Here is a 20,698-nt window from a genome sequence, read left to right on the forward strand (position 1 = left end):
AAAAATCTAAGTTTTGCTTAGATTTTTTATTTTGTTAGGTTTATACTTCGTTTGCATTAACCCGCTCTTGAATACTCATATGATTAATTTTATAAGTTGAAATTCAATATGTTATTAAATAGATTCCTGCCATTAAAATAAAAGTAATTGGAATTGTAATTCATGGGAATCCAAATGAAATAATTACTTTAGCAATTGCAATAAACCCATAAACACCTAGTCATAATATTAATCACATTATCCCAACACCTAAAATTCATGATAGAAAAGCAAACGGAGTAAATATTCCTAATGTTAAACTATTAATTTCACGATTTGAATATCCTAAAGCTTTCATCACAGCCATAAATTTTAAGAAATAATTAACAAATGATTCTGTCATAATATATACAATAATAATAGCAGTTATAATCGTAATAACAACAAAGATAATTGATAAGATACTTGAAATTCAAGCAAGTTTTTTAATAACTTGCGATTTAATAATTAAATAATCTGTTCCTCCAACCCCACTAGTTAATTGGCCATTCATAAAATCATTCATTGAATAGGAACCATCTGAGGAAGAAAGATTAAATCGTGTTATTTGATCAACTTGATCATGATATTTACTAAACTTACCATTAAATCATAACATTGGATTATCATATTTGTTATAATATAGTTCACTAGAACTTGTATTAAAACCAAGAATTTTATTAGCAAGAACTTGATTTACATACGCTCTCGGAACATCATATGAATTTTGAATTCCAACAACTTTATATTTAATATTTTTAGTAATTTTCCCAATTTTTAATAATCCTTGGCGTAATGCTTCTCGATATCAATTAGTTGGAAATCCCGTTGTTAAATCACCTGTGCCATTAATTTCTTTATCAAATTTATTATCAAAAGGATGAATAACATAATAATCGCCTTCTTCAGCTTCTTCTTTAGTGACTACTCTCTGATCAACGGGGCTATTAAGGTCTAACAGCCCAGGCAAACGACGTCCTGTTGTTGCAGAAATCGTTGAATTTTGAAATTCACCTTGTTTAAAAGCATTAACTGGTAATTTTAAAACAAAATTTTTAATATTATAATAATCTTGAATTTTACCATTTTTATTTTCAAAACCAACACGTGTTTTGTTTCCAATTGTTAATTTTGTTAAATCAAGGGTAAACGGATTAAGATTATCATCAGACGAACCACCTGGTAACTCATATGACCATTCTGCTTGGTCAACAGTACAATGAAGTGCATCATCACAATACTGTAACTGCTGAACACTAGTAGTAGTTTCAATTATTTTATCTAACAATAAATTATATTTACTTTCTGCGGATTTATTTAGAACCATTGGAATTAAATCTGTCCCAATATTTAAATTTTTACTATTATCTAAAATTTTTTTAACTGTATGATTTGGAAAAATAATTGTTTTATTATTTACATTAATTCCATATGTTGGAAGAATAAAACTTGAATCTGATATATTTGTTGTATATCCGGTATAAACATCTTCATTTTTTGAATTATAAGTTGAAGTTCCGAAAGTAAAATTAAATTGTAATTTAGCCAAATCATCTTTTAACCACATTGCTCGAATTTTACCTGGCATAATATCACTTGTCGCATATTGCACACAATAAGTCCAACGGCCAATAATATTTGGGTCTGTTGGATGAACTGGTGGTTTACCAAAAGCACGTGGCATTATTGAACATAATAAAGTATCAATTTTATTTCGAATATCAACATTTTCACCATAACGTTTATACATATCATAAAAAGTACCAATTGATAAACTTGTTCCTTTTCCAACCATAAAATTAAAAATAATCATATTATTTAATTGTTGTGCATATAAATGAGCATTTTTAGCATTAATATCATTTTTTGTTGATAGCCATTTTCCATTATATAAATAATCACTTACTAAATAATTTTTAATTAATGGATATGCTGCCTCAGATGAAAAACCAGAACCATTTCAGTCATACATTTCATAGCGACTAATAGGAATATTACCAATAACATTTGTATATTCATACTCGTTATTATAATTTAAATTGGCATAATAATCTTTACTAAATTTATTGATTGCTGTTGGAATTAAAGTTGCTAATGTTAAAGATAAACTAGCAACAAAAAATGTTAAGAAAAACCAACCAATTTTTTTTATTGAAACAGCCATCATCACAAAACGAAATTTTGTTGTAAATTTTTTAAAATGAAAAATATTACTAATAGAATAAACTAATTTTGAAGTTTTAATATTTTTATTCGGATTTAATAAATCTAATGGGCTAATTATTAATTGCCGAATTGCTGTTACTAAAATTGACAAACTACTAACAAGACCAATAATTCCAAAACAAATTGCAAATGTAATTAACGAAAATGAAAAGTTAACTGGAATAACAAAATAACTATTGAAAACACTCATAATAGGTAATTGTAAAAATACACCAATAATTCATCCAACCGGAACTCCAATTCCAGTTACTACAATCGCATGAGCTAAATAAGAACTAGCAATTGTTAGTCCACTATAACCATTTGCTTTTAAAATTCCATTTTCAATTTTTTGTTGATTAATAATTTTTTTAATTAAAATTACTAATGTAAAAATTAAAATAATTAAGAAAATAACACATAAAATAATTGTAATCGTACGATAAAATTTAATTGTAGTTCCTAACAAAGAATAACGTAAGTAAACTAACTTTGTTTCATCGCGGCTTTGTAATGGGGCATTTTTATCACTTGGATTATTTAAAATTCAAAAATCATCTGCTAAATATTTTTTAAAATTTTCAAAGGCTGTACCTTTATTTTCCGGTAAACCGACATAATTAATATATAATGTAGAATTTTCTTCAATATCAGTGTTAGCAGCAATAGACTCACTACGATAAACTTTTTCATAAACATAAATAATACCATCTGTTTTTGGATCTGGAAAAACATCAGTATCATAAATTGTTGGATAAATATTAGCTGGATCTCCACCAATAGCACCAACAAATAAATTTGAATTTTCACCAATTGTAAGTTGGTCTCCTACTTTTAATTTTTGACTACGCCCAAATTGCGGCGTAATAACAACATACACATCATTAATTGAATTAGTTGGATCAAAGGAATCATATTTTTTAATAAATTTTAATTTATCATCCGATAATAATTGTGTTCAATTAATAATTTTATATTTTAAATTTGTTATTAAATCTCAATATGCATATTGTTCACGTAACTGAAATGAAAAGTTTGAAGCTTTGGCAACTAATGCATAATAGGCTTTTGTCAAACCATAAGGACCATAAGGTTGATTCCGAAAACTATTATTCTTATTATTTTGATTATAAAAATCATTAACACTAAAAACAGCATTTTCAATATTATTATTATAACCAACATCAAGATTATTATTAATAGTTGGTGAATAATAAAGACTAATTTTTGTTAAAGGATGTGATGTATCTTTTACTAAAAAACTTAAATCACCATTTAATTTTTCCTCAAATATTCTATTTTTAATGCTAGCTTTAGTAGGGATTTTATCTACACTTCCTCGTAAATCAACATCTTTTTTTCATTTTGTTATACCATTATTAACAAAATCAATAACAGCATCTTTTAATTTTGTTTCATCTGTTATACCTGGATATTTCTTATTTAAATATGCAATAATTAAATTTACTGTATTTTGTGAAATATCACTATGCGTAAAATTATTCATAAATTCTTCAATCAAAGGTAAATTATTTTGATTAAAAAGATAACCTTTCTGATCATATAATTGTCCAATTACAGAAGCTTGAAAATATTCACTATTAAAGTTGAAACGATATAAACCATTATTTAAAAAATTTAAAGCACTTTTATCAAGAACAGTAAAAATAATATTACTTACTTTATTTGTTTTAGAATCAAAAGTAAATTTTATTTCAACATTATTATCCAATGCTTTTAATGCGCCATCTTCACCTAAATGAGCATAAGGCAATGTTCACTGTTCCCCATTAACATCAGTAATTAAATGATAATCATTGCTAAAAGCATACCATGGAGTAATTGTTTCTACATTTTGTCCTGTTTTCTTTTTACTGTCAAATCTTAATAAATAATCATAAGAAAAAGTTCCTTCCCCCATAAATGAATATGCATTAGTTAAACATGTATTAACAATTCACGAAGAAGTTGTTAATAATGTTAAAAGCGCAGCTAATATTATAAAAATAATTAACTGTGCTTTTTGCTTAAACATACTTTTTAATGTTTGTAAAAACAGCAACATTTTTAGATCTCCTCTTTTTCAATTAACTATTAATAATAACGAGTATTGTTATAGTATCAAACAAAATCACTTAATAAATATGAATTTTTTGTTAAATCATCTTTAATCCCTGGATTATATAAGAAACGAGCTTGATTATTAAATTGAACAACATAACTATATTTAATTTTGTCACTATTTGTTAAATATTCATTACCCTCTCCATCATAATCAACTCAGTCTTGATTGTTTCATGTTTCGCCCTCTGGTGCAATATTATGACGTTGTTTTGGGTCTTTTTTTTGTTCAACATATGAAGGAGAATTCCCTGAAGCGGGATCAGTATATCCTAATGGTTTTTTATGACGTTCTAATTTAGTTGAAGCATCTTTTGGACCATAGTAATCTAATTGATAACGAATACCCGTTACAGAACCATTAGTTACAATTGCCCCTAATTTTGAACCATCTACGCCAGTTCCTGATGCTGTAATATATCATTTCCGATCTAAGAAGATATTATCAAATCAATCTTCTGCCATTATTTTATTAACTTGACTTGTTAATTCACCAATATAACCATTTTGTAAATCTAATATTTGTGTAATAAATTTATGCATTAATTCATGATCAGGATAAGTGTTATTCCCTCCATGCGCTCAAATATTAATGATATCAAATAATGACCCTTGTTTATATTGACCTGTTTGTTCATCAAAACCATAACTATTTAAGATAAAATTAGCATATTTTCTATTAGGATCAGCTGCCATTAAGTCATCTTTAAAGCCATTTTTATTCGGTCCTTCATTATAAACATTATCAATTGTTTTAACATTATCAATATTTAAATTATAATGCCCTTCACTATCACTAGTGTAAAATCAATTTGCTAATCCTGCAATTCCTTTTAATAAATTAAACAAATCAAAGTTTGGTGCGTTTAACATTTGCAATAATGTTCGAATTAAACCAACAACACTATCTTCAGCAAAATTCCCAATTAAGCCTTGAAATTTTAAAAGACCCTCATAAACTGTGTTTGACATTATGCGGTTAAATTTTTGAACATCAAAGTTTGAACCTTCTTTTGATAAAGCTTCTGTAAATCAATTTTCTAAAACAGAATACCATTTTAAAAAGGCATTTTTATGTTCTTTTTTATCACTTGTTAGATCTAAATATTGCTTCTCCCCTGACATAATCACGGTTAGAGATTTTGTCACAACTGGACTGTTAAAAATATCATAAAGTTTCATGATTTGAATTGTTTTATCAGGGTTATCTAATTCACCATCACTTTGTTTTTCAACATTAATAACTGTTTTTTCAATAGTATCACGACTAAATATTTCTAATAATGGACTATTTGGTTTAACATTACCTGAGCTATCAAAAAACTGACTTTTTATTTGTTTTAAAATAAAAAACGGTGCTGCTAAAAAAATTCCTGCAGTTTTTTCACCAGAACGATTATTTTGAATAAATGGTAATAATTGTGCTAATGAATATAAAACTGGTAATTCTAATCCTGGCCCAAATTGACCTAACATAGTAATTGCTTCATCAAAATATTTTAAACCAAATAAATCATATAATGAACTTGACTGGTTCGCCACAGCCTTTCCAAATTTAATTTCTTCACCACCATCTTTATAAGACAAAATTGACTTTGTTGGCGGTGTTGAAAGTGAATTATGATATAAAATATTTGATACATAAGGACCCGATGATGAGTCATAATAATTACTTCATTCAGCCGTTCTGTTAATATAATTAATAACTGATTCTGATTTTTGTGACAATGTATTTGCTAAAGCTCCAGTTCCATATTGAGCTCATGCTAAATTTGGATTTGCAACAAAATCTGTGTAACGCCCTGTTGCATATGTTTTATTGCTAGGATGTCCTTGGTTAGCTTCTGTATTTCACTTTGAAAAATCAGTCATTGCAGCAATTGATGACATTAAATTATAAGTATTTCGCTCTGGTTGATAATTATTATCTGTTGCTTTTCAAGGATTATAATAAAGATTATTTATTTTTTTATATTCTTCAACATAATCTTTAATTTTAATTTCTTTCCCGCTTTTAGTAGTAAAGACTCCTTTTAAATTTCTTCCAACATTGTTTAAAAAATACTGTAATGTTGGAAACCCATAAGTATTCATATTTTCATGACGACTAGCAATTAAAATTTTAGCAATTGTACTAGTATATTTGACTAAATTTCGAATTGTTGGGTCGATTTTATTAAGTTCACTATCAAAATAATTATTATTTTGACTATTTTTTCCTTTTGCACAAGAAACTACCCCTAACATACTTGCTGACATTAAAGTTGTAGATCCTAATATAGAAAGTAATTTTTTCATTTCCTTCACTCCTTTTATATTTATTAAATTTTTATAAAAATAATTAATTTAAAAGTCAGCAGATAACATTAAATTATCATTACCTGCTTATAACCATTAATAAAAATTGTTGTATATTTAATTGGCTTATCCATACTCAAACAATTATTTTTAATTGATAAAACAAAATATTTTAAATGATCATTGTTTTTTTTATGATTTTGTGTTTTAGCATTATTTTTATTTATTAAAACAACATTTCAAAAATAAATTCAAAGTAAAATAATTATAAAAATATTTTTAAAAATTATTGATAATTTAATATCATTTATATTTTCAATAAAATATAAATTTAAAATTAAACACAATAATAACAAAATAAAACCAAACGATAATCTCCGAAAAATTTGTTTTACTTCCATTACGCTATTATTAATTACAATAGTACTAATTAAACTTCCATAACCAATCATTCATAAAATTAAATAAAATGAGTTGTTTTTTGTTTTTAAAAATGCATTAAAAATAAAATTAAAAATAACTGGAGCAAAAATAATTAAAAAGAAAATAGCAATTAATTTATTAAATAAAACAATAAAATTAAAATATTTTGTCTTTGTTGTGCTAACAAAGATAGCTAATAATAAAAAAATAAAATTTAATAAATTAATTGTTGATCTTTCTATTCATCCAAAAGAAAATTGAATAAAAATATTAAGAATAAGCAAAATTGATAAATTGCTAATAAAAGTAAAAATAAAGCTAATAATTGCAAATTTAGTAAAGGTGTTATTAATATTTTTAATAGATTTTGTTTTTAAAAAACTAATGCGGATTAAAATACTAATAATGAAAAAAATAAAAATTCAAAAAAAAATTGATGAAAAGATATTATTTATAAAGTTAATAAATCTATTAAAAGTGATATTAGATAAAAAATTTATTAACATTTTTTCCGCTCCTATATTTTTACATAGTAATATTTTACAAAAAAAAAAAAAAAAAACAAAGGGCTATTTTTGCTTTTTTTAAGAAAATTAAATTATTTAAGGTCAACTGAAGCTCCGGCTGCCACTAATTGTCCTTTAATTTCTTCTGCTTCTTCTACCTTTACTTTTTCTTTAATTACTGCTGGTAATTTATCAACAATTTCTTTTGCTGCCATTAATTCTTTTCCAGTAATTTCTTTAACTAATTTAATAATTGCAACTTTACTTGGTCCTGTATCTGTTAACACAATATTAACCTCTGAAGAACCAGCTGCCGCTCCTCCTTCTGCAGGAGCGGCAGCAGTTGCTGCTGCAGCTACAACACCAAAATGATCTTCAATTGCTTTTACTAATTCATTTAAATCCGATAATTTCATTTCTTCTAATGCTTTAATAATATCATCTTTTGATAATGCCATAATATTTTCCTCCTCATTAAGATTTTTCTATAAAATCTTTGAATAACATAACTAATTATTCAGTTTTTGTTTTAATAATTTCTTTAACTGCTATTATAAACATACGTAATGGGTATAATAAACTTGCTCCAAACATTGATAGTAACTCATCTTTTGTTGGTAACGCTGCAATTTCAACAATTGCTTTTGTGTCTAAAACTTTACCCTCATAAATTCCAGCTTTTAATTTTATTGCTGGATGTATTTTTTCAAATTTTGCTAAAGTTTTTGCGGCAGCCATCTGTTCACCTGTACCAAACGCAAAAGCATTAGGACCTGTTAAAAATTGGTCTAATTCAGCAAATCCTGCTTCTTTAGCAGCCAAACTTACTAAGTTATTTTTATATACTTTAATGTTTACATCTTGTTTTGTAAGCATTCTTCTTAGTTCTGTAAATTCAGCAACCGTTAATTTTTGATATTCAACAATAACTGCTGAATTAGCATTTTTAAAGTTATTAACAATTTCATTAACAACTGCTGTTTTATTTTTCATTGCTGGCTTCATTCTTCACCTCCCTATAATAATTTTAAAAGCAAAGGCAATTAACCAATGGATTAATTGCCTAAAACATTATTTAAATAATATAAAAACATGTCATTGTTCTATATCTCAATAATGCCTCGGCAACATAATTAAGATTTAATAAAATCCGTTGCTGTCTATGGTATTTTGATGACTATGGTACAATACCAATTAATATAGTATTATAATTTTTGTTAAAAGTCAAATAAAAAACATTATTTTAAAAAATTTTATTAATCTTGTTTTACTTTTGACTTATTTTCTTATACCGATATTTATTCCATAACCATGTACCCAAGCAATATAGTCCAACTGCACCAGAAGAACTTAAAAAAACATATCCTAAAATTTCAACAGCCAAAGTGTCTTTTTGTTTTACTACAGGCGGAACAACAAGTTCTTCGTAAACTTGAAAAATAAAAGAACCTTCATTATTTTTAATAAAAATATTATCATTTTGGTCAATAGTAATTGTATGGACAGAAGTTCCGAAAATATTAGTTTTTTCAACCTGTTTTGTTTTATTTTTAAAAAAATACACCCCAGCAAGTACTGTTGAATAATAAACATTATTATTTTTGTCAACAGTAATAGATAACGCTGTTTTATCCAATAAACTAGAGTGCGCCCATTTTAGTAAGTACTAATAAAAAGTATTTACTATTTTTTTAATTATATCTTTTTCTTTACGATTTGAATATTATGTATTTCATTTTATAACATCTTGTATATATTCTTCATGTGAATTATATATTTTATTATGGATTGTAGCTGGAATGGCAACACTTTTTAGGAAACTTTTTATATAGACATTTGTTTTCTAAAAGTAACTGGAGATAAATAATTTAAACTGCCATGAATTCGAATATTGTTATATCAATGCACAAAATAAAAAAGTTGGTATTTTAATTGTGTTAAATTTTTAAATTTTTTACCCTTAATAAATTCAGTTTTAAAAGTTTTGTAAGTTGTTTCAGCCACAGCATTATCATAGGGGCATCCTTTATTGCTTAATGATCTTTTAATATTAAAAGTTATTAAAATTTCATCAATGATTTTATTTTTAAACTCATTACCACGATCAGTATGAAATAGAGTTATTTGATTTAATGGTAGTGTTATTTTATGAAAAGATTGTTGGACCAGTTCGGCTGTTTTATTCGGCCCAGCACTATAACCAATTATTTCACGATTAAACAAGTCAATTAATAAACAAATATAATGTCATTTAGCGCCAACTTGAACATATGTTAAATCACTAACAATAACTTCATTAGGTTTTTTGTTGTTAAATTGACGATTTAAAATATTATTAATTTGGTCATTATTGACTGTTGTTTTATGATTATGATATTTTAATTTGGTGTATTTAGAAACCAAATTATTTTTGATCATAAAGAATCTGATTTTTCGCCGCAATAAGATGATATCTTTTCTGTTTAAAATAACTTTAATTTTGCGAGCCCCATAAATTTTGCGACTTTTATTAAAGGCACTGATAACTTCTTGTTCATAATTATTAACTTGCTTGTTAATACATTTATTAGTTTGATAATAATACGTTGATTTTGATAAACCCAAAATCTTACATATTTTTCTTGCTGAATATTTTGTTTTGTTGTTATTAATTATTGTTATTTTTTGGCCATTATCAGTGCGGCTTGCTTTAAAATGTCATTTTCCATTTTCAAGTCTTTAAGTTCTTTTCGTAAAGTTATTATTTCATTTTCTTCTAGTGTGCGATTGTCTTTTGCTTTAAATGAACCAGAATTATTATAATTTTTAACTCAACTATAAATAGTTGGTTTTGGTAAATTATATTCTTACCCTAGATTAATAACACTTTTACCATTTTTATATAGCATGACAATTTGTTTTTTAAATTCTTCAGAGTATGAAGTTTTATTTCCCATTTTTATATTCCTTCTTTCTTAATAATTTTATTTAATTTTGAAGTCTATATAATTATGGTCCTAATAATTGTAGCCCATCCAAATATTAGGAGTACCTGTCAAAGATAAAAAATAATTATTATTTAAAAATGGTAAAATTGCAAAAAGAAAAGTAAAAATAATAATCGTATATAAAATTGTGGCAAAGCAAGAAATAAAAACACCCATCATTCAACAAACTATTATTGGCAGAAAAATATTAATAGCAATCATTGTATTGGTTTCGCCAGTTTTTGGTGGCACAAAAAATGGGATTAATCCTTGGGCAATAATAACCAAAATTGCGAAAACACCGCCAATAACAACTTGATAATAAATTGAAAAACGAGCAAAAGAATTACGCACTAAACCTCATGTAAAAATATAAATGATAGAAAAATAATTATAAATAATAAATATACAAAAATAATATTTAAAATACTACTCACTTATTTTCATCTCTTTTAACAAACCTTGTACTTTTTTTATTATATCATTCCTTTTAAAAATATTTTTGAATTAAAAAAGAAACTAAAATTCTCATAAATAATTTCTTGAATCTAATAATTTATTTATGACAAAGCAAGTTTCTTTTAATTTCTACCTTATTTTTAATAAAAATAAAAAATGGTGGAGATGGCGGGAATTGAACCCGCGTCCACAAATAACATTCTAATATCTTCTACAGTTTAGTCTAATCATCTTTTTTTATTATTTAATAATAGGATTAGACAACTAATTAAATAACTAGATAATAAGACTTTCAAAATTCTAACATTATCAATTAGAATTTCTATTAGATTAAGACTTGAGATACGATAATAGTTAATAATCTACAATTAACTACTATTACGGCTAGCAATCCTCTAACAGCGAGGAATTAAGCTACTAACATTGATCCCGCTAATTGATTGTTCATTATAAAAGCTGGCATTTCAATTTTGTCTCTTTTTTGTTTTTTGTTTGCGTTTCTTCAAACCTAGTAGCATTATAGTCTGCTAAACTACTGCCAATATTAGTAGATCATTCCTGTCGAAACCGGAACATCCCCATGCAATAATTATACTCTTAAATTATTAAATAGTAAATAATAACTATTTAATACATTTTTTTTGAAATAATTGCTTAAAATGATATTCATAACTAATTTCTTTTCCAATTTTTGAACCTAAAGTAATTCGAATTAAAGCATAGTAATCCATCATTAAACTAAAACTACTAAAAAATAAGGTAAATAGTAAGAAAAGTCCCATACCTAGAATATAATCCTTTTGTAATCAAAATAATAATCGTTCAACAATTAAACTAGGTTTTGTAATTAAATTATTATTTTTTAAATTTAAATATTCAACATAATAATTTAAACTACTAAAAAAATAACTAAATAATCCAAGACTAGTAATTAGCATTATAAGTTTTAAAAAATTGACTGTAATTGCACTATCATTTTTATTAATCCAATTTATTAAGCATATAATACTTTCCAACAAAAACTCAATTATAAAACAAACAATAGTAAAGATACTTAAAATATAAATAATGTTATTCGGGTTTAACGAATAATTTGTTCCATTATAATTATAAACAATCCATTCTTTGATGTTTCATTGAAAAATACCGGATAAAACAATATAAAAAGTCAAAAGAATTTGAACGGTTGTAACAACAATTAAAGTAATATTAAGATTCTTTTCAAACACTAACCACGTTCAGAACTTTTGAAAATCTAATTTTTTTGTTAAGAAAAAACTAATTTTTTTGGGTGAATAATATTTCAATCGTAATATTCTCATTTGTAAAATTTGTAAATTATTATTATTTTCTTGAATTTTACATTTAAAGAAAGTTGTAATTTTATTATAAAATTTACTATTTGTTTTACAAATTAAATATTTATCTAGAAACTGAAACAAACTAATATTGTTAAAAATAGACACTTTAACTTGGTTATCATTCAAGTCATACTCACTAAAAATACTTTTTAATGTTTGGTGATTAAAATAAATAATTGTTTTTCATTGATATGAATAAGTTATTATAAAGAATAAAATAAAAGTAAAAATACTAGTAGCTGTTGTAATAGCATAAAAAATCTTTCGTGACAATAATCTTCATTCTGGCAAATAATTATTGCTAAAAGTAAAATATGATGTTAAAAATAATAAAAACAATTGTAATACATTCAGAATTAAACCAATATTAATAATAACTAATAAAAAATAAAATAATTTGCTGGCGATTAAACTTTCACTATTTTTTTTATTTTTAAAATGTTTTAATAAATAAATTCCTTCTCAACTACTACCAAAAAGAAGAAATAAAATATTTAAAACAATAAAATATTTTAAAGATACTAAATCTGTCATACTTTTCTCCTTCCTTAAGTAATTTTAAAAGAAACATGTGTACCAACAGTTCCGGTTGCATGATTAATTTTAAGATAATTTTTATTACTACTTTTAAATCAGGCAAAAACATATGGTAATCCCCCATGGTCAGCACTCTTTCATAAATTTTTTAGTTGAGTTTTTGGTGGCCACAAATCTAAGACATTTGGCTGTGCGCCTTTTTTCAAAACAATATTTACATCAGTTGCTTGCATAAAATGTGAATTATGAACATGTGATGATCACTTAATTAAATAATCAGTTACATCATTAATAACTTCCGCAATAGTAGTTGTTCCAGCATATGTTTTGTTAGTAACGGGTTTCCAATCAATATTTCTTCAGTCTTTAGCATTAAAATCATTACTGTCAATCGAAACATTTCAAACTGATAAGAACTCTGGTTTTTTATAAAAACTAAATCCTTTACTTTCTAGGATTACCTTATAATTACTTTCAAAAACTGTGGGATTAAATATTAGCATTGCTCTTGATGCATAAAATTTAATAAATTTACTACTGTCTTTTTTGACATTAATTTTCAAATTAAAGAATCCAAATGGTAACGGGTTATTGTCATTTCACATTTTTTTATTTCTATAATATGTTACAATTTCCTCGTATCCTTCTTCCGTTTGAAAAATATTATTAATATTTTGTACAAATCCTGCTATTAATTTAGCATTATCAAATGGCGCTGGATTATTAGAATAAAATAAGACACTATTTTTAAAAATATTTAATTCAGTTAAATCAACATTAGTATTAATTGTAATTCATTTTTCATTTTGGTAATGACCATAATTATTTGGTGTAATATGAATTGAAAAATAAGTAATTGGTAATAAGTTTCGTATAGCACTAAAGTCAATTAAATAATTTGGATTAGGTGTCGTATGGTAACCATAATAAATATCAACATTAATTTTAAAAAGATCAATTTCTCTAAAATTAATTTGAATAATTTTAAGAACAGTACTCCGCAAAGTTTGAAACCCACCAAGTTCACTACCTAACATTTGATCAACTGTTCACGAATAATTTTGAAATACTGTCTCATCAATTTGTGTTAAATCAAAATTAATATTCTCTTCTTGTGTAGTTTTACAAGCAATAAGAGGACTAATATTTCCAAATAAGATAGTTCCTACTAATAATGACTCTAATAACTTTTTCATAATCCTCTTTTATAATGAATTAACATACATAAATAATTCATAAACTTGTTCTCCTATTGTTTTTCCATAATTTAAACTTGGTTGTTCAAACACAACATCATCTAATGTAAATTGGTTTGGATATCACTTATATTTATTATCTCTTGTTGTTGAAGCAGGAAAACCAATTGAATTTAGGACTCGATTTAAATCATATTTTTTATCTGGATATATTTCCATTAACATCATCATTTTATGAACTATTTCCATTCCATCAATATAATTTTTAAAGCGAACACTATAACGCGGACCATTAATATTTCCAACATAAACTAAATTATCATCTCCCGATTCAAATTGACCATTCATTTCTTTTTTAGTATAATAATCATCTCGATATAAATCATATGACCATCTTGCATAACCATTTGTCCCTAATTTATAAGCCATTAAAGGTCCCCATACTTGTTCACTATTATCAGATTGAATATACGCTGCTGGAAAATTATTTCAAGAAGTATAAATCATAGTTGCATTCCCAAATGTTTTACGACGAAGAATATTACTTCGTAATTTATAAATATTAATATTATTAAATTTTTCTACTATTTCACGGTATTGCAAAATCATTTGGTCATATTTATTAACAAAAATATTTTGAATATCATCTTCATCAAATGGATTATAGCGAAAGCGTCAACCAGCAAAAATACTAGATTTAATAAGATTATAAGGGTCATTTTCAGCCACATTTTTCATTGTTAATTCATTAGTTTTATCTGCTAATTCATCAAACGATTCATATAAAGTAATTTGTTTACCATTTGGTGTTAAGTATTCTGGTTTGTTTCGAATTGAATTTCAGTGATTTGATAATGCTTTAATAAATTTACTATGAATTGTTTTTAAATAAGCACCAAAGTTTTTCCCAGGCATACCATTACTTGATTTTACTAATTCAGCATTAAATGTTCGTTGAGGACCCTTTTTAGCCCCATTTTTAAGGTAAAAAAAGGTAAAGGTTCCTGGTTCCATTGCTGAAAACATAAACTCCGTAAATCCTAATTGAGCAGCAACTTTTAAGTATTCATCAAATGCATTAAAATCAAATTCTCATTCTCAATCTGGATCATTAAAAACAACATTTAAATCACTACTTTTAATATAATCTTCGTATTCTTCATCAGTTCATCCTTCTGATGATTTATTTAATTTTCCTACTCATTGAATTAATTGATAATTTCATCCGGGACCATATAAATAAAATGTATTAGATTTTTTTAATGCTTGTAAATGTGCTAATAAATATAGCCGCATTTTTGGGGATAAATAACTTGGTAAATTATTATCAAAAAGACCAATTTTGTCATCAAGTTCTTTTACACTTGCTCTTTTCTGTCTTAAATTATCACCAGTATCAATATATTTCATACCATTTGAAGGAAATGATGTCGCACTAAAACCAAATCGTTCATGCACTGGTTTATTTGAATCATCAGTTTTTCAAAGATAATTTTTAATTTCAACAATAAACTTACGTTCAATACTAGTTTTAACTTGACCATTAAAACGAAAACTTAATTTTATCGTAAAATTTTGAATTCCTGGCTTTGCTTGTGACCCAATAAAAAGACTAATTCAAAGCGGATGAACATCATATGTTAATTCAGACAATGTATTTTTTCCTAGCGCATCAGGCATATATTGTACTCCCGGGTAAATATAACGATTAGAACTTGCTGCATTTGGAAAAGCTTTAATATAAGTTAAAAAAACAATCTCACTAATAATCGCTGGGTCTTTATTATCATTTATAATTGATACTTGTAAATCATTATATTTAGTAATATCTTCCTTATTTAATAAAATTAACTGCGTATTAAGATGCTGATTTCTTCATGTTGTTAAGCGCGGACGATCATTTGTACACTTCAATAAATCTTTGCGATTTCCATAAAAAAATGGATTGCCGTTTTTATCTTCATTATAAGCACTATAAGTAAATTTTGAATCACCAAAAAAAGTATGGAAATATGAATTATCATCTGCTTGTGGATTTTGATTATTACCACAACCATACTGAAAATTAAACTGGTTATCATAACGACCACCACTGCAACCACCAGGATAATTACCTTCAAAACGACTACAACTAACAACCATCATCACAAAAGGAGGAATTAAAAAAACAACTAATAAAATTTGATTCATATTCTTAAACGATATTTTTTTCATTTGTTTATTCCTCTCTTAAACAATAAATCCTAAATGAACACCTGGTAAAGTGCTTAAATCTAGTGAGGTATTTTTTGCATTAATTAATTCTAATCATACCCAATGCTTTTTCTTCCCGCCCGAAGAAAAGGTATATAGTTTATCTAATGTTGTTTCCTTTTCAAGTAAATTGGGATCAGAATATCCATTTTTACGAAATTGTAATTCAAAAACACTCATTGCTAAATTATAATGGTATATTGTATCAATTGCCTTAATAACAAATAATTTTATATCATAATATAAACTAGCTAAGGTATTATTTAAAGTGACATTTTTATCTAAAATTGCATAATCAAAATTATGATTTTTAAAATCTTTACTTGTAATCTTAATAGTTGCTGCTGTATTCATTGCAAAAGTTTCCCCAGGAAGTTTAAATAATGATGCTTGCAATCGTTCTGGAATATATTTAAATAAATCATTATTAATTGTTAACATATTATCTTTCTCAGAAATAAATTTATTACTTAATTTTATAAAAAAACTAATATCCTTATTTAATGTCATTTGTCCTGGTTGTAATTCCATCCCAGCTGAAATATCTAATCCCATTTTTTGAAATTGTTTATTAAAATTATTAAGAATTACTTGGTTACTTAATAGTTTATTTCAATTATCAACAAGTTTATATTCACTGTCAATTTGTCCTTTTGAATTATCAAATTTAATAAATTGATTGTTAATAAAATTTCAAGTTGGGCGATAATCAAACTGTAAAAAACTATGCCCATAAAATTCACTTTTTTCTGTTTCAAAAATTCCAACAGTAAACCAAAAAATATAATTAGTATTAGTAAAATCAGTAAAATTAATTGTTTTTGCATTATAAAAATTATTATCATCAACATGACCATAATAAATATCAACTCTTAAATTTTTGACAATATTTAATCCTAAGTTATTTTGTAAACCCAGCATAACATTGCTACGAATCGATGGCATTAATCCATCATCGTAACCCCAAAGACTATTTAAGCCTCATTTGTTATTAGTCATAATTGATTGTGGTTTTAATAAAAGGCCTAAATTTTTTGTTTCTTTTCATCATATATTAGTTGAAATCAAACTAAAACTTGTAGTAATAGGAAAAATAAATATCATTAAATAAAATAATTTTCGCAATTTTATTTTCTCCATTTTATATTTTTTGGTTTATAGGTTCAAATTCAATTATATTAAAAAAAAAAAAAAAACAAGGTAACAACTAAAACTTCAAAAATAACTTAAAAATAAAAAATCTAAGTTTTGCTTAGATTTTTTATTTTGTTAGGTTTATACTTCGTTTGCATTAACCTGCTCTTGAATACTCATATGATTAATTTTATAAGTTGAAATTCAATATGTTATTAAATATATTCCTGCCATTAAAATAAAAGTAATTGGAATCGTAATTCATGGGAATCCAAATGAAATAATTACTTTAGCAATTGCAATAAACCCCATAAACACCTAGTCATAATATTAATCACATTATCCCAACACCTAAAATTCATGATAGAAAAGCAAACGGAGTAAATATTCCTAATGTTAAACTATTAATTTCACGATTTTAATATCCTAAAGCTTTCATCACAGCCATAAATTTTAAGAAATAATTAACAAATGATTCTGTCATAATATATACAATAATAATAGCAGTTTGGAATGGTAAGGGTTTTTTGGACAAATTTTATGTAGAATAATAATTTCTGTATTGCACTGGTGTTAAATAATTTAGTTTGCTATTAATTCGAATATTATTGTACCAATTAATGTAATCAAATAATTCCTTTAATTTTGTAGAAAACTCTTGATATTTATAAAATATACCTAAAATTAGGTATATTCTTAATATAAGAGGTGAATAATTAATGGAAAAAATAATTGAAGAATTAATAAATAGTTTAACAGATGATCAATTTTTATAATTTCATGAAAAAGTCAAAAAAGAAGCAGAATTAATTAAAAAACAAAAACGCTTAAATGAAATTGATCAAAAATTTAGGGATAAAGGTATTAAATGTCCTAATTGTCAATCTTTTTATTGTGTTAAAAATGGTCATAATCCTGAAGGAAAACAAAAATATTTATGCAAAAAATGTCGTGCTAGTTTTGATGCTTTTCGTGATCATTTTACGTATTGAAGTCATTTAAATTATGAACAGTGAAATTTATTGATTCAAATTTCATTATTAGGCCAATCTAGTAAAATGATTTCCCACTTTATTAAAACATCACCGAAAAACGCTTGATATAATCGCCAAAAAATAATGAAATCAAAACAATTAGAAAACACCCAATTAAAATTTAAAACGTTGAATGGCCAAATTAAAATCGATGAAACATTTATTAAAGAAATCCACAAAGGGTAATTTTAAAGATAAATTTGATAAAAGAAAAATTCATCTTGATTCATTTTCAACCAACACTAAATGTTGTATTCAAATGGCTGTTGATAGCAATAATAATATTTATGTTAAATCAACCAACACAAAACGATTACAAAAACAGTTAATTATTGAAAATATTAATAAACAATTAATCAAAGAAAATTCAATTATTATTTCTGACATGCAACCATTATATTTATTAGTAGCAAAACAAACAAATTCTATTTTATTAGCAACTAAAACTAGTACAAATCCTGATGCTAGTTATCGGAAGTTAAATAAAATTAGTAAATTACAATCAAATCTTAAAGAATCCTTAATTCATTATCATTGGTGGATAGGCTACAATTATTAGGGCCATAATTATATATACTTCAAAATTAGATAAAATTATTAAGAAAGAAGGAATATAAAAATGGGAAATAAAACTTCATACTCTGAAGAATTTAAAAAACAAATTGTCATGCTATATAAAAATGGTAAAAGTGTTATTAATCTAGGGCAAGAATATAATTTATCAAAACCAACTATTTATAGTTGAGTTAAAAATTATAATAATTATGGTTCATTTAAAGCAAAAGACAATCGCACACTAGAAGAAAATGAAATAATAACTTTACGAAAAGAACTTAAAGACTTGAAAATGGAAAATGACATTTTAAAGCAAGCCGCACTGATAATGGCCAAAAAATAACAATAATTAATAACAACAAAACAAAATATTCAGTAAGAAAAATATGTAAGATTTTTGGTTTATCAAAATCAACGTATTATTATCAAACTAATAAATGTATTAACAAGCGAATTAATAATTATGAACAAGAAATTATCAGTGCCTTTAATAAAAGTCGCAAAATTTATGGGGCTCGCAAAATTAAAGTTATTTTAAACATAAAAGATATCATCTTATCGCGGCGAAAAATCAGATTCTTTATGATCAAAAATAATTTGGTTTCTAAATACACCAAATTAAAATATCATAATCATAAAACAACAGTCAATAATGACCAAATTAATAATATTTTAAATCGTCAATTTAACAACAAAAAACCTAATGAAGTTATTGTTAGTGATTTAACATATGTTCAAGTTGGCGCTAAATGACATTATATTTGTTTATTAATTGACTTGTTTAATCGTGAAATAATTGGTTATAGTGCTGGGCCGAATAAAACAGCCGAACTGGTCCAACAAGATTTTCATAAAATAACACGACCATTAAATCAAATAACTCTATTTCATACTGATCGTGGTAATGAGTTTAAAAATAAAATCATTGATGAAATTTTAATAACTTTTAATATTAAAAGATCATTAAGCAATAAAGGCTGCCCTTATGATAATGCTGTGGCTGAAACAACTTACAAAACTTTTAAAACTGAATTTATTAAGGGTAAAAAATTTAAAAATTTAACACAATTAAAATACGAACTTTTTGATTTTGTGCATTGATATAACAATATTAGAATTCATGGCAGTTTAAATTATTTATCTCCAGTTACTTTTAGAAAACAAATGTCTATATAAAAAGTGTCATAAAAAGTGTTGCCATTCCAATTATCGACTAATTCATCATTTAAACCCTCAATTTTAACAATTGTTCCATTATTACCATCATAAATATATATTTTATGATCTTCGTTTACATAATAAATATTATTTTTTTGATCAACTGTTAAAGCAATAACATTATCATCAATCCCATTAATTTTTTTTGCTTTTGTTGTATCATTAGGCAAAAAATAAATTCATCGTGAAGTTCCAAAATAAACTATATTATTAGAAATTTTTTTTGCATTACGAGAAATATTGTCAAGTCCTTCAATTCTTGTTTGAATATATTGTTTTTCATTAAAACTAAATGGAGTGTTACGACTATGATTAGCAACTTCACTAAAGGTTAGATTTTGAACAAAAATAGAACTTGCAATAATGCAGAAAGTATATATCTTTTTCATTGTTAATTTTCCCCACTTCCCTAGC

At 25.2% G+C, this 20,698-nt stretch carries 16 protein-coding genes, 1 other RNA gene, 3 pseudogenes and 1 other annotated feature; of the genes and pseudogenes, 5 read left to right on the forward strand and 15 right to left on the reverse strand.

Going from position 1 to position 20,698, the window contains the following annotated elements; all coding sequences use genetic code 4:
• Positions 1–40: 40 nt before the first annotated feature.
• Both AAHM76_RS07880 and AAHM76_RS07885 read right to left on the reverse strand, forming a co-directional pair.
• On the reverse strand, positions 41–4,288 hold the full coding sequence (locus AAHM76_RS07880) for an ABC transporter permease (protein WP_342256071.1): 4,248 nt from the start codon (positions 4,286–4,288) through the stop codon (positions 41–43).
• A 29-nt stretch (positions 4,289–4,317) separates the two neighbouring features.
• Positions 4,318–6,642, reverse strand: a complete 2,325-nt coding sequence (locus AAHM76_RS07885) for a hypothetical protein (RefSeq protein ID WP_342256072.1) — start codon at positions 6,640–6,642, stop codon at positions 4,318–4,320.
• 474 nt (positions 6,643–7,116) lie between these two features.
• Here AAHM76_RS07885 and AAHM76_RS07890 point away from each other — a divergent pair, with 474 nt between their 5' ends.
• Complete coding sequence (locus AAHM76_RS07890) at positions 7,117–7,653, forward strand: hypothetical protein (protein WP_342256073.1); 537 nt, start codon at positions 7,117–7,119, stop codon at positions 7,651–7,653.
• A 10-nt stretch (positions 7,654–7,663) separates the two neighbouring features.
• Here the strand turns inward: AAHM76_RS07890 and rplL are convergent, their stop codons facing one another.
• The 12 genes and pseudogenes from rplL to AAHM76_RS08760 all read right to left on the reverse strand — a co-directional run.
• A complete protein-coding gene (rplL, locus tag AAHM76_RS07895; RefSeq protein WP_342256074.1) occupies positions 7,664–8,029 on the reverse strand; it encodes a 50S ribosomal protein L7/L12 in 366 nt (121 codons plus the stop codon).
• 55 nt (positions 8,030–8,084) lie between these two features.
• A complete protein-coding gene (gene rplJ / locus AAHM76_RS07900) occupies positions 8,085–8,576 on the reverse strand; it encodes a 50S ribosomal protein L10 (RefSeq protein WP_342256075.1) in 492 nt (163 codons plus the stop codon).
• A gap of 71 nt (positions 8,577–8,647) precedes the next feature.
• Positions 8,648–8,755 (reverse strand) — a sequence feature (ribosomal protein L10 leader region).
• 83 nt (positions 8,756–8,838) lie between these two features.
• The gene (locus AAHM76_RS07905; RefSeq protein WP_342256076.1) at positions 8,839–9,207 is read right to left on the reverse strand and encodes a hypothetical protein; all 369 of its coding nucleotides are present in this window, start codon (positions 9,205–9,207) and stop codon (positions 8,839–8,841) included.
• A 188-nt stretch (positions 9,208–9,395) separates the two neighbouring features.
• Positions 9,396–10,507, reverse strand: a pseudogene (locus AAHM76_RS07910) (IS3 family transposase).
• 60 nt (positions 10,508–10,567) lie between these two features.
• Complete coding sequence (locus AAHM76_RS07915) at positions 10,568–10,825, reverse strand: hypothetical protein (RefSeq protein WP_342256077.1); 258 nt, start codon at positions 10,823–10,825, stop codon at positions 10,568–10,570.
• A 328-nt stretch (positions 10,826–11,153) separates the two neighbouring features.
• Positions 11,154–11,576, reverse strand: a transfer-messenger RNA (tmRNA) gene (gene ssrA, locus AAHM76_RS07920).
• A 43-nt stretch (positions 11,577–11,619) separates the two neighbouring features.
• Complete coding sequence (locus AAHM76_RS07925; RefSeq protein WP_342256078.1) at positions 11,620–12,891, reverse strand: hypothetical protein; 1,272 nt, start codon at positions 12,889–12,891, stop codon at positions 11,620–11,622.
• Between the two features lie 14 nt (positions 12,892–12,905).
• Entirely contained in the window at positions 12,906–14,090 is a 1,185-nt protein-coding gene (locus AAHM76_RS07930) for a hypothetical protein (protein ID WP_342256079.1), read from the reverse strand.
• A 9-nt stretch (positions 14,091–14,099) separates the two neighbouring features.
• Positions 14,100–16,304: a DUF4091 domain-containing protein gene (locus tag AAHM76_RS07935; RefSeq protein ID WP_342256080.1), complete on the reverse strand. Its 2,205-nt coding sequence runs from the start codon at positions 16,302–16,304 to the stop codon at positions 14,100–14,102.
• A gap of 15 nt (positions 16,305–16,319) precedes the next feature.
• Positions 16,320–17,468: a hypothetical protein gene (locus AAHM76_RS07940; RefSeq protein ID WP_342256081.1), complete on the reverse strand. Its 1,149-nt coding sequence runs from the start codon at positions 17,466–17,468 to the stop codon at positions 16,320–16,322.
• Between the two features lie 150 nt (positions 17,469–17,618).
• Positions 17,619–17,789 carry a hypothetical protein gene (locus AAHM76_RS07945; RefSeq protein WP_342256082.1) on the reverse strand — a complete coding sequence of 57 codons (171 nt, stop codon included), beginning with the start codon at positions 17,787–17,789 and terminating at the stop codon, positions 17,619–17,621.
• Positions 17,790–18,015: 226 nt separating this feature from the next.
• Positions 18,016–18,117 (reverse strand): annotated as a pseudogene (locus tag AAHM76_RS08760) (IS3 family transposase); the annotation flags it as partial.
• Positions 18,118–18,340: 223 nt separating this feature from the next.
• Here AAHM76_RS08760 and AAHM76_RS08765 point away from each other — a divergent pair.
• The 4 genes and pseudogenes from AAHM76_RS08765 to AAHM76_RS07960 form a co-directional block, all read left to right on the forward strand.
• A pseudogene (locus AAHM76_RS08765) lies at positions 18,341–18,430 on the forward strand (IS1/IS1595 family N-terminal zinc-binding domain-containing protein); the annotation flags it as partial.
• Positions 18,431–18,499: 69 nt separating this feature from the next.
• Positions 18,500–18,697 (forward strand): hypothetical protein, encoded by a 198-nt coding sequence (locus AAHM76_RS07950; protein ID WP_342256083.1) that lies wholly within the window; start codon positions 18,500–18,502, stop codon positions 18,695–18,697.
• Positions 18,663–19,070, forward strand: coding sequence for a hypothetical protein (locus AAHM76_RS07955; RefSeq protein WP_342256084.1), 408 nt, complete (start codon positions 18,663–18,665; stop codon positions 19,068–19,070). Before AAHM76_RS07950 ends, AAHM76_RS07955 begins: the two co-directional genes overlap by 35 nt.
• A gap of 60 nt (positions 19,071–19,130) precedes the next feature.
• Positions 19,131–20,242 (forward strand): IS3 family transposase gene (locus AAHM76_RS07960; RefSeq protein ID WP_342256085.1). Its coding sequence is split into 2 segments (ribosomal slippage): positions 19,131–19,374 and positions 19,374–20,242, totalling 1,113 coding nucleotides; the frame shifts between segments, so codons are not numbered across the junction.
• On the opposite strand, the gene AAHM76_RS07965 is transcribed toward AAHM76_RS07960, so the two are convergent.
• A complete protein-coding gene (locus AAHM76_RS07965) occupies positions 20,200–20,673 on the reverse strand; it encodes a hypothetical protein (protein ID WP_342256086.1) in 474 nt (157 codons plus the stop codon). The genes AAHM76_RS07960 and AAHM76_RS07965 overlap by 43 nt on opposite strands.
• Positions 20,674–20,698: the final 25 nt, after the last annotated feature.

This window comes from Spiroplasma endosymbiont of Poecilobothrus nobilitatus, assembly GCF_964030655.1.
In the GTDB taxonomy this organism is placed as follows: Bacteria; Bacillota_I; Bacilli_A; order Mycoplasmatales; family Mycoplasmataceae; genus Spiroplasma.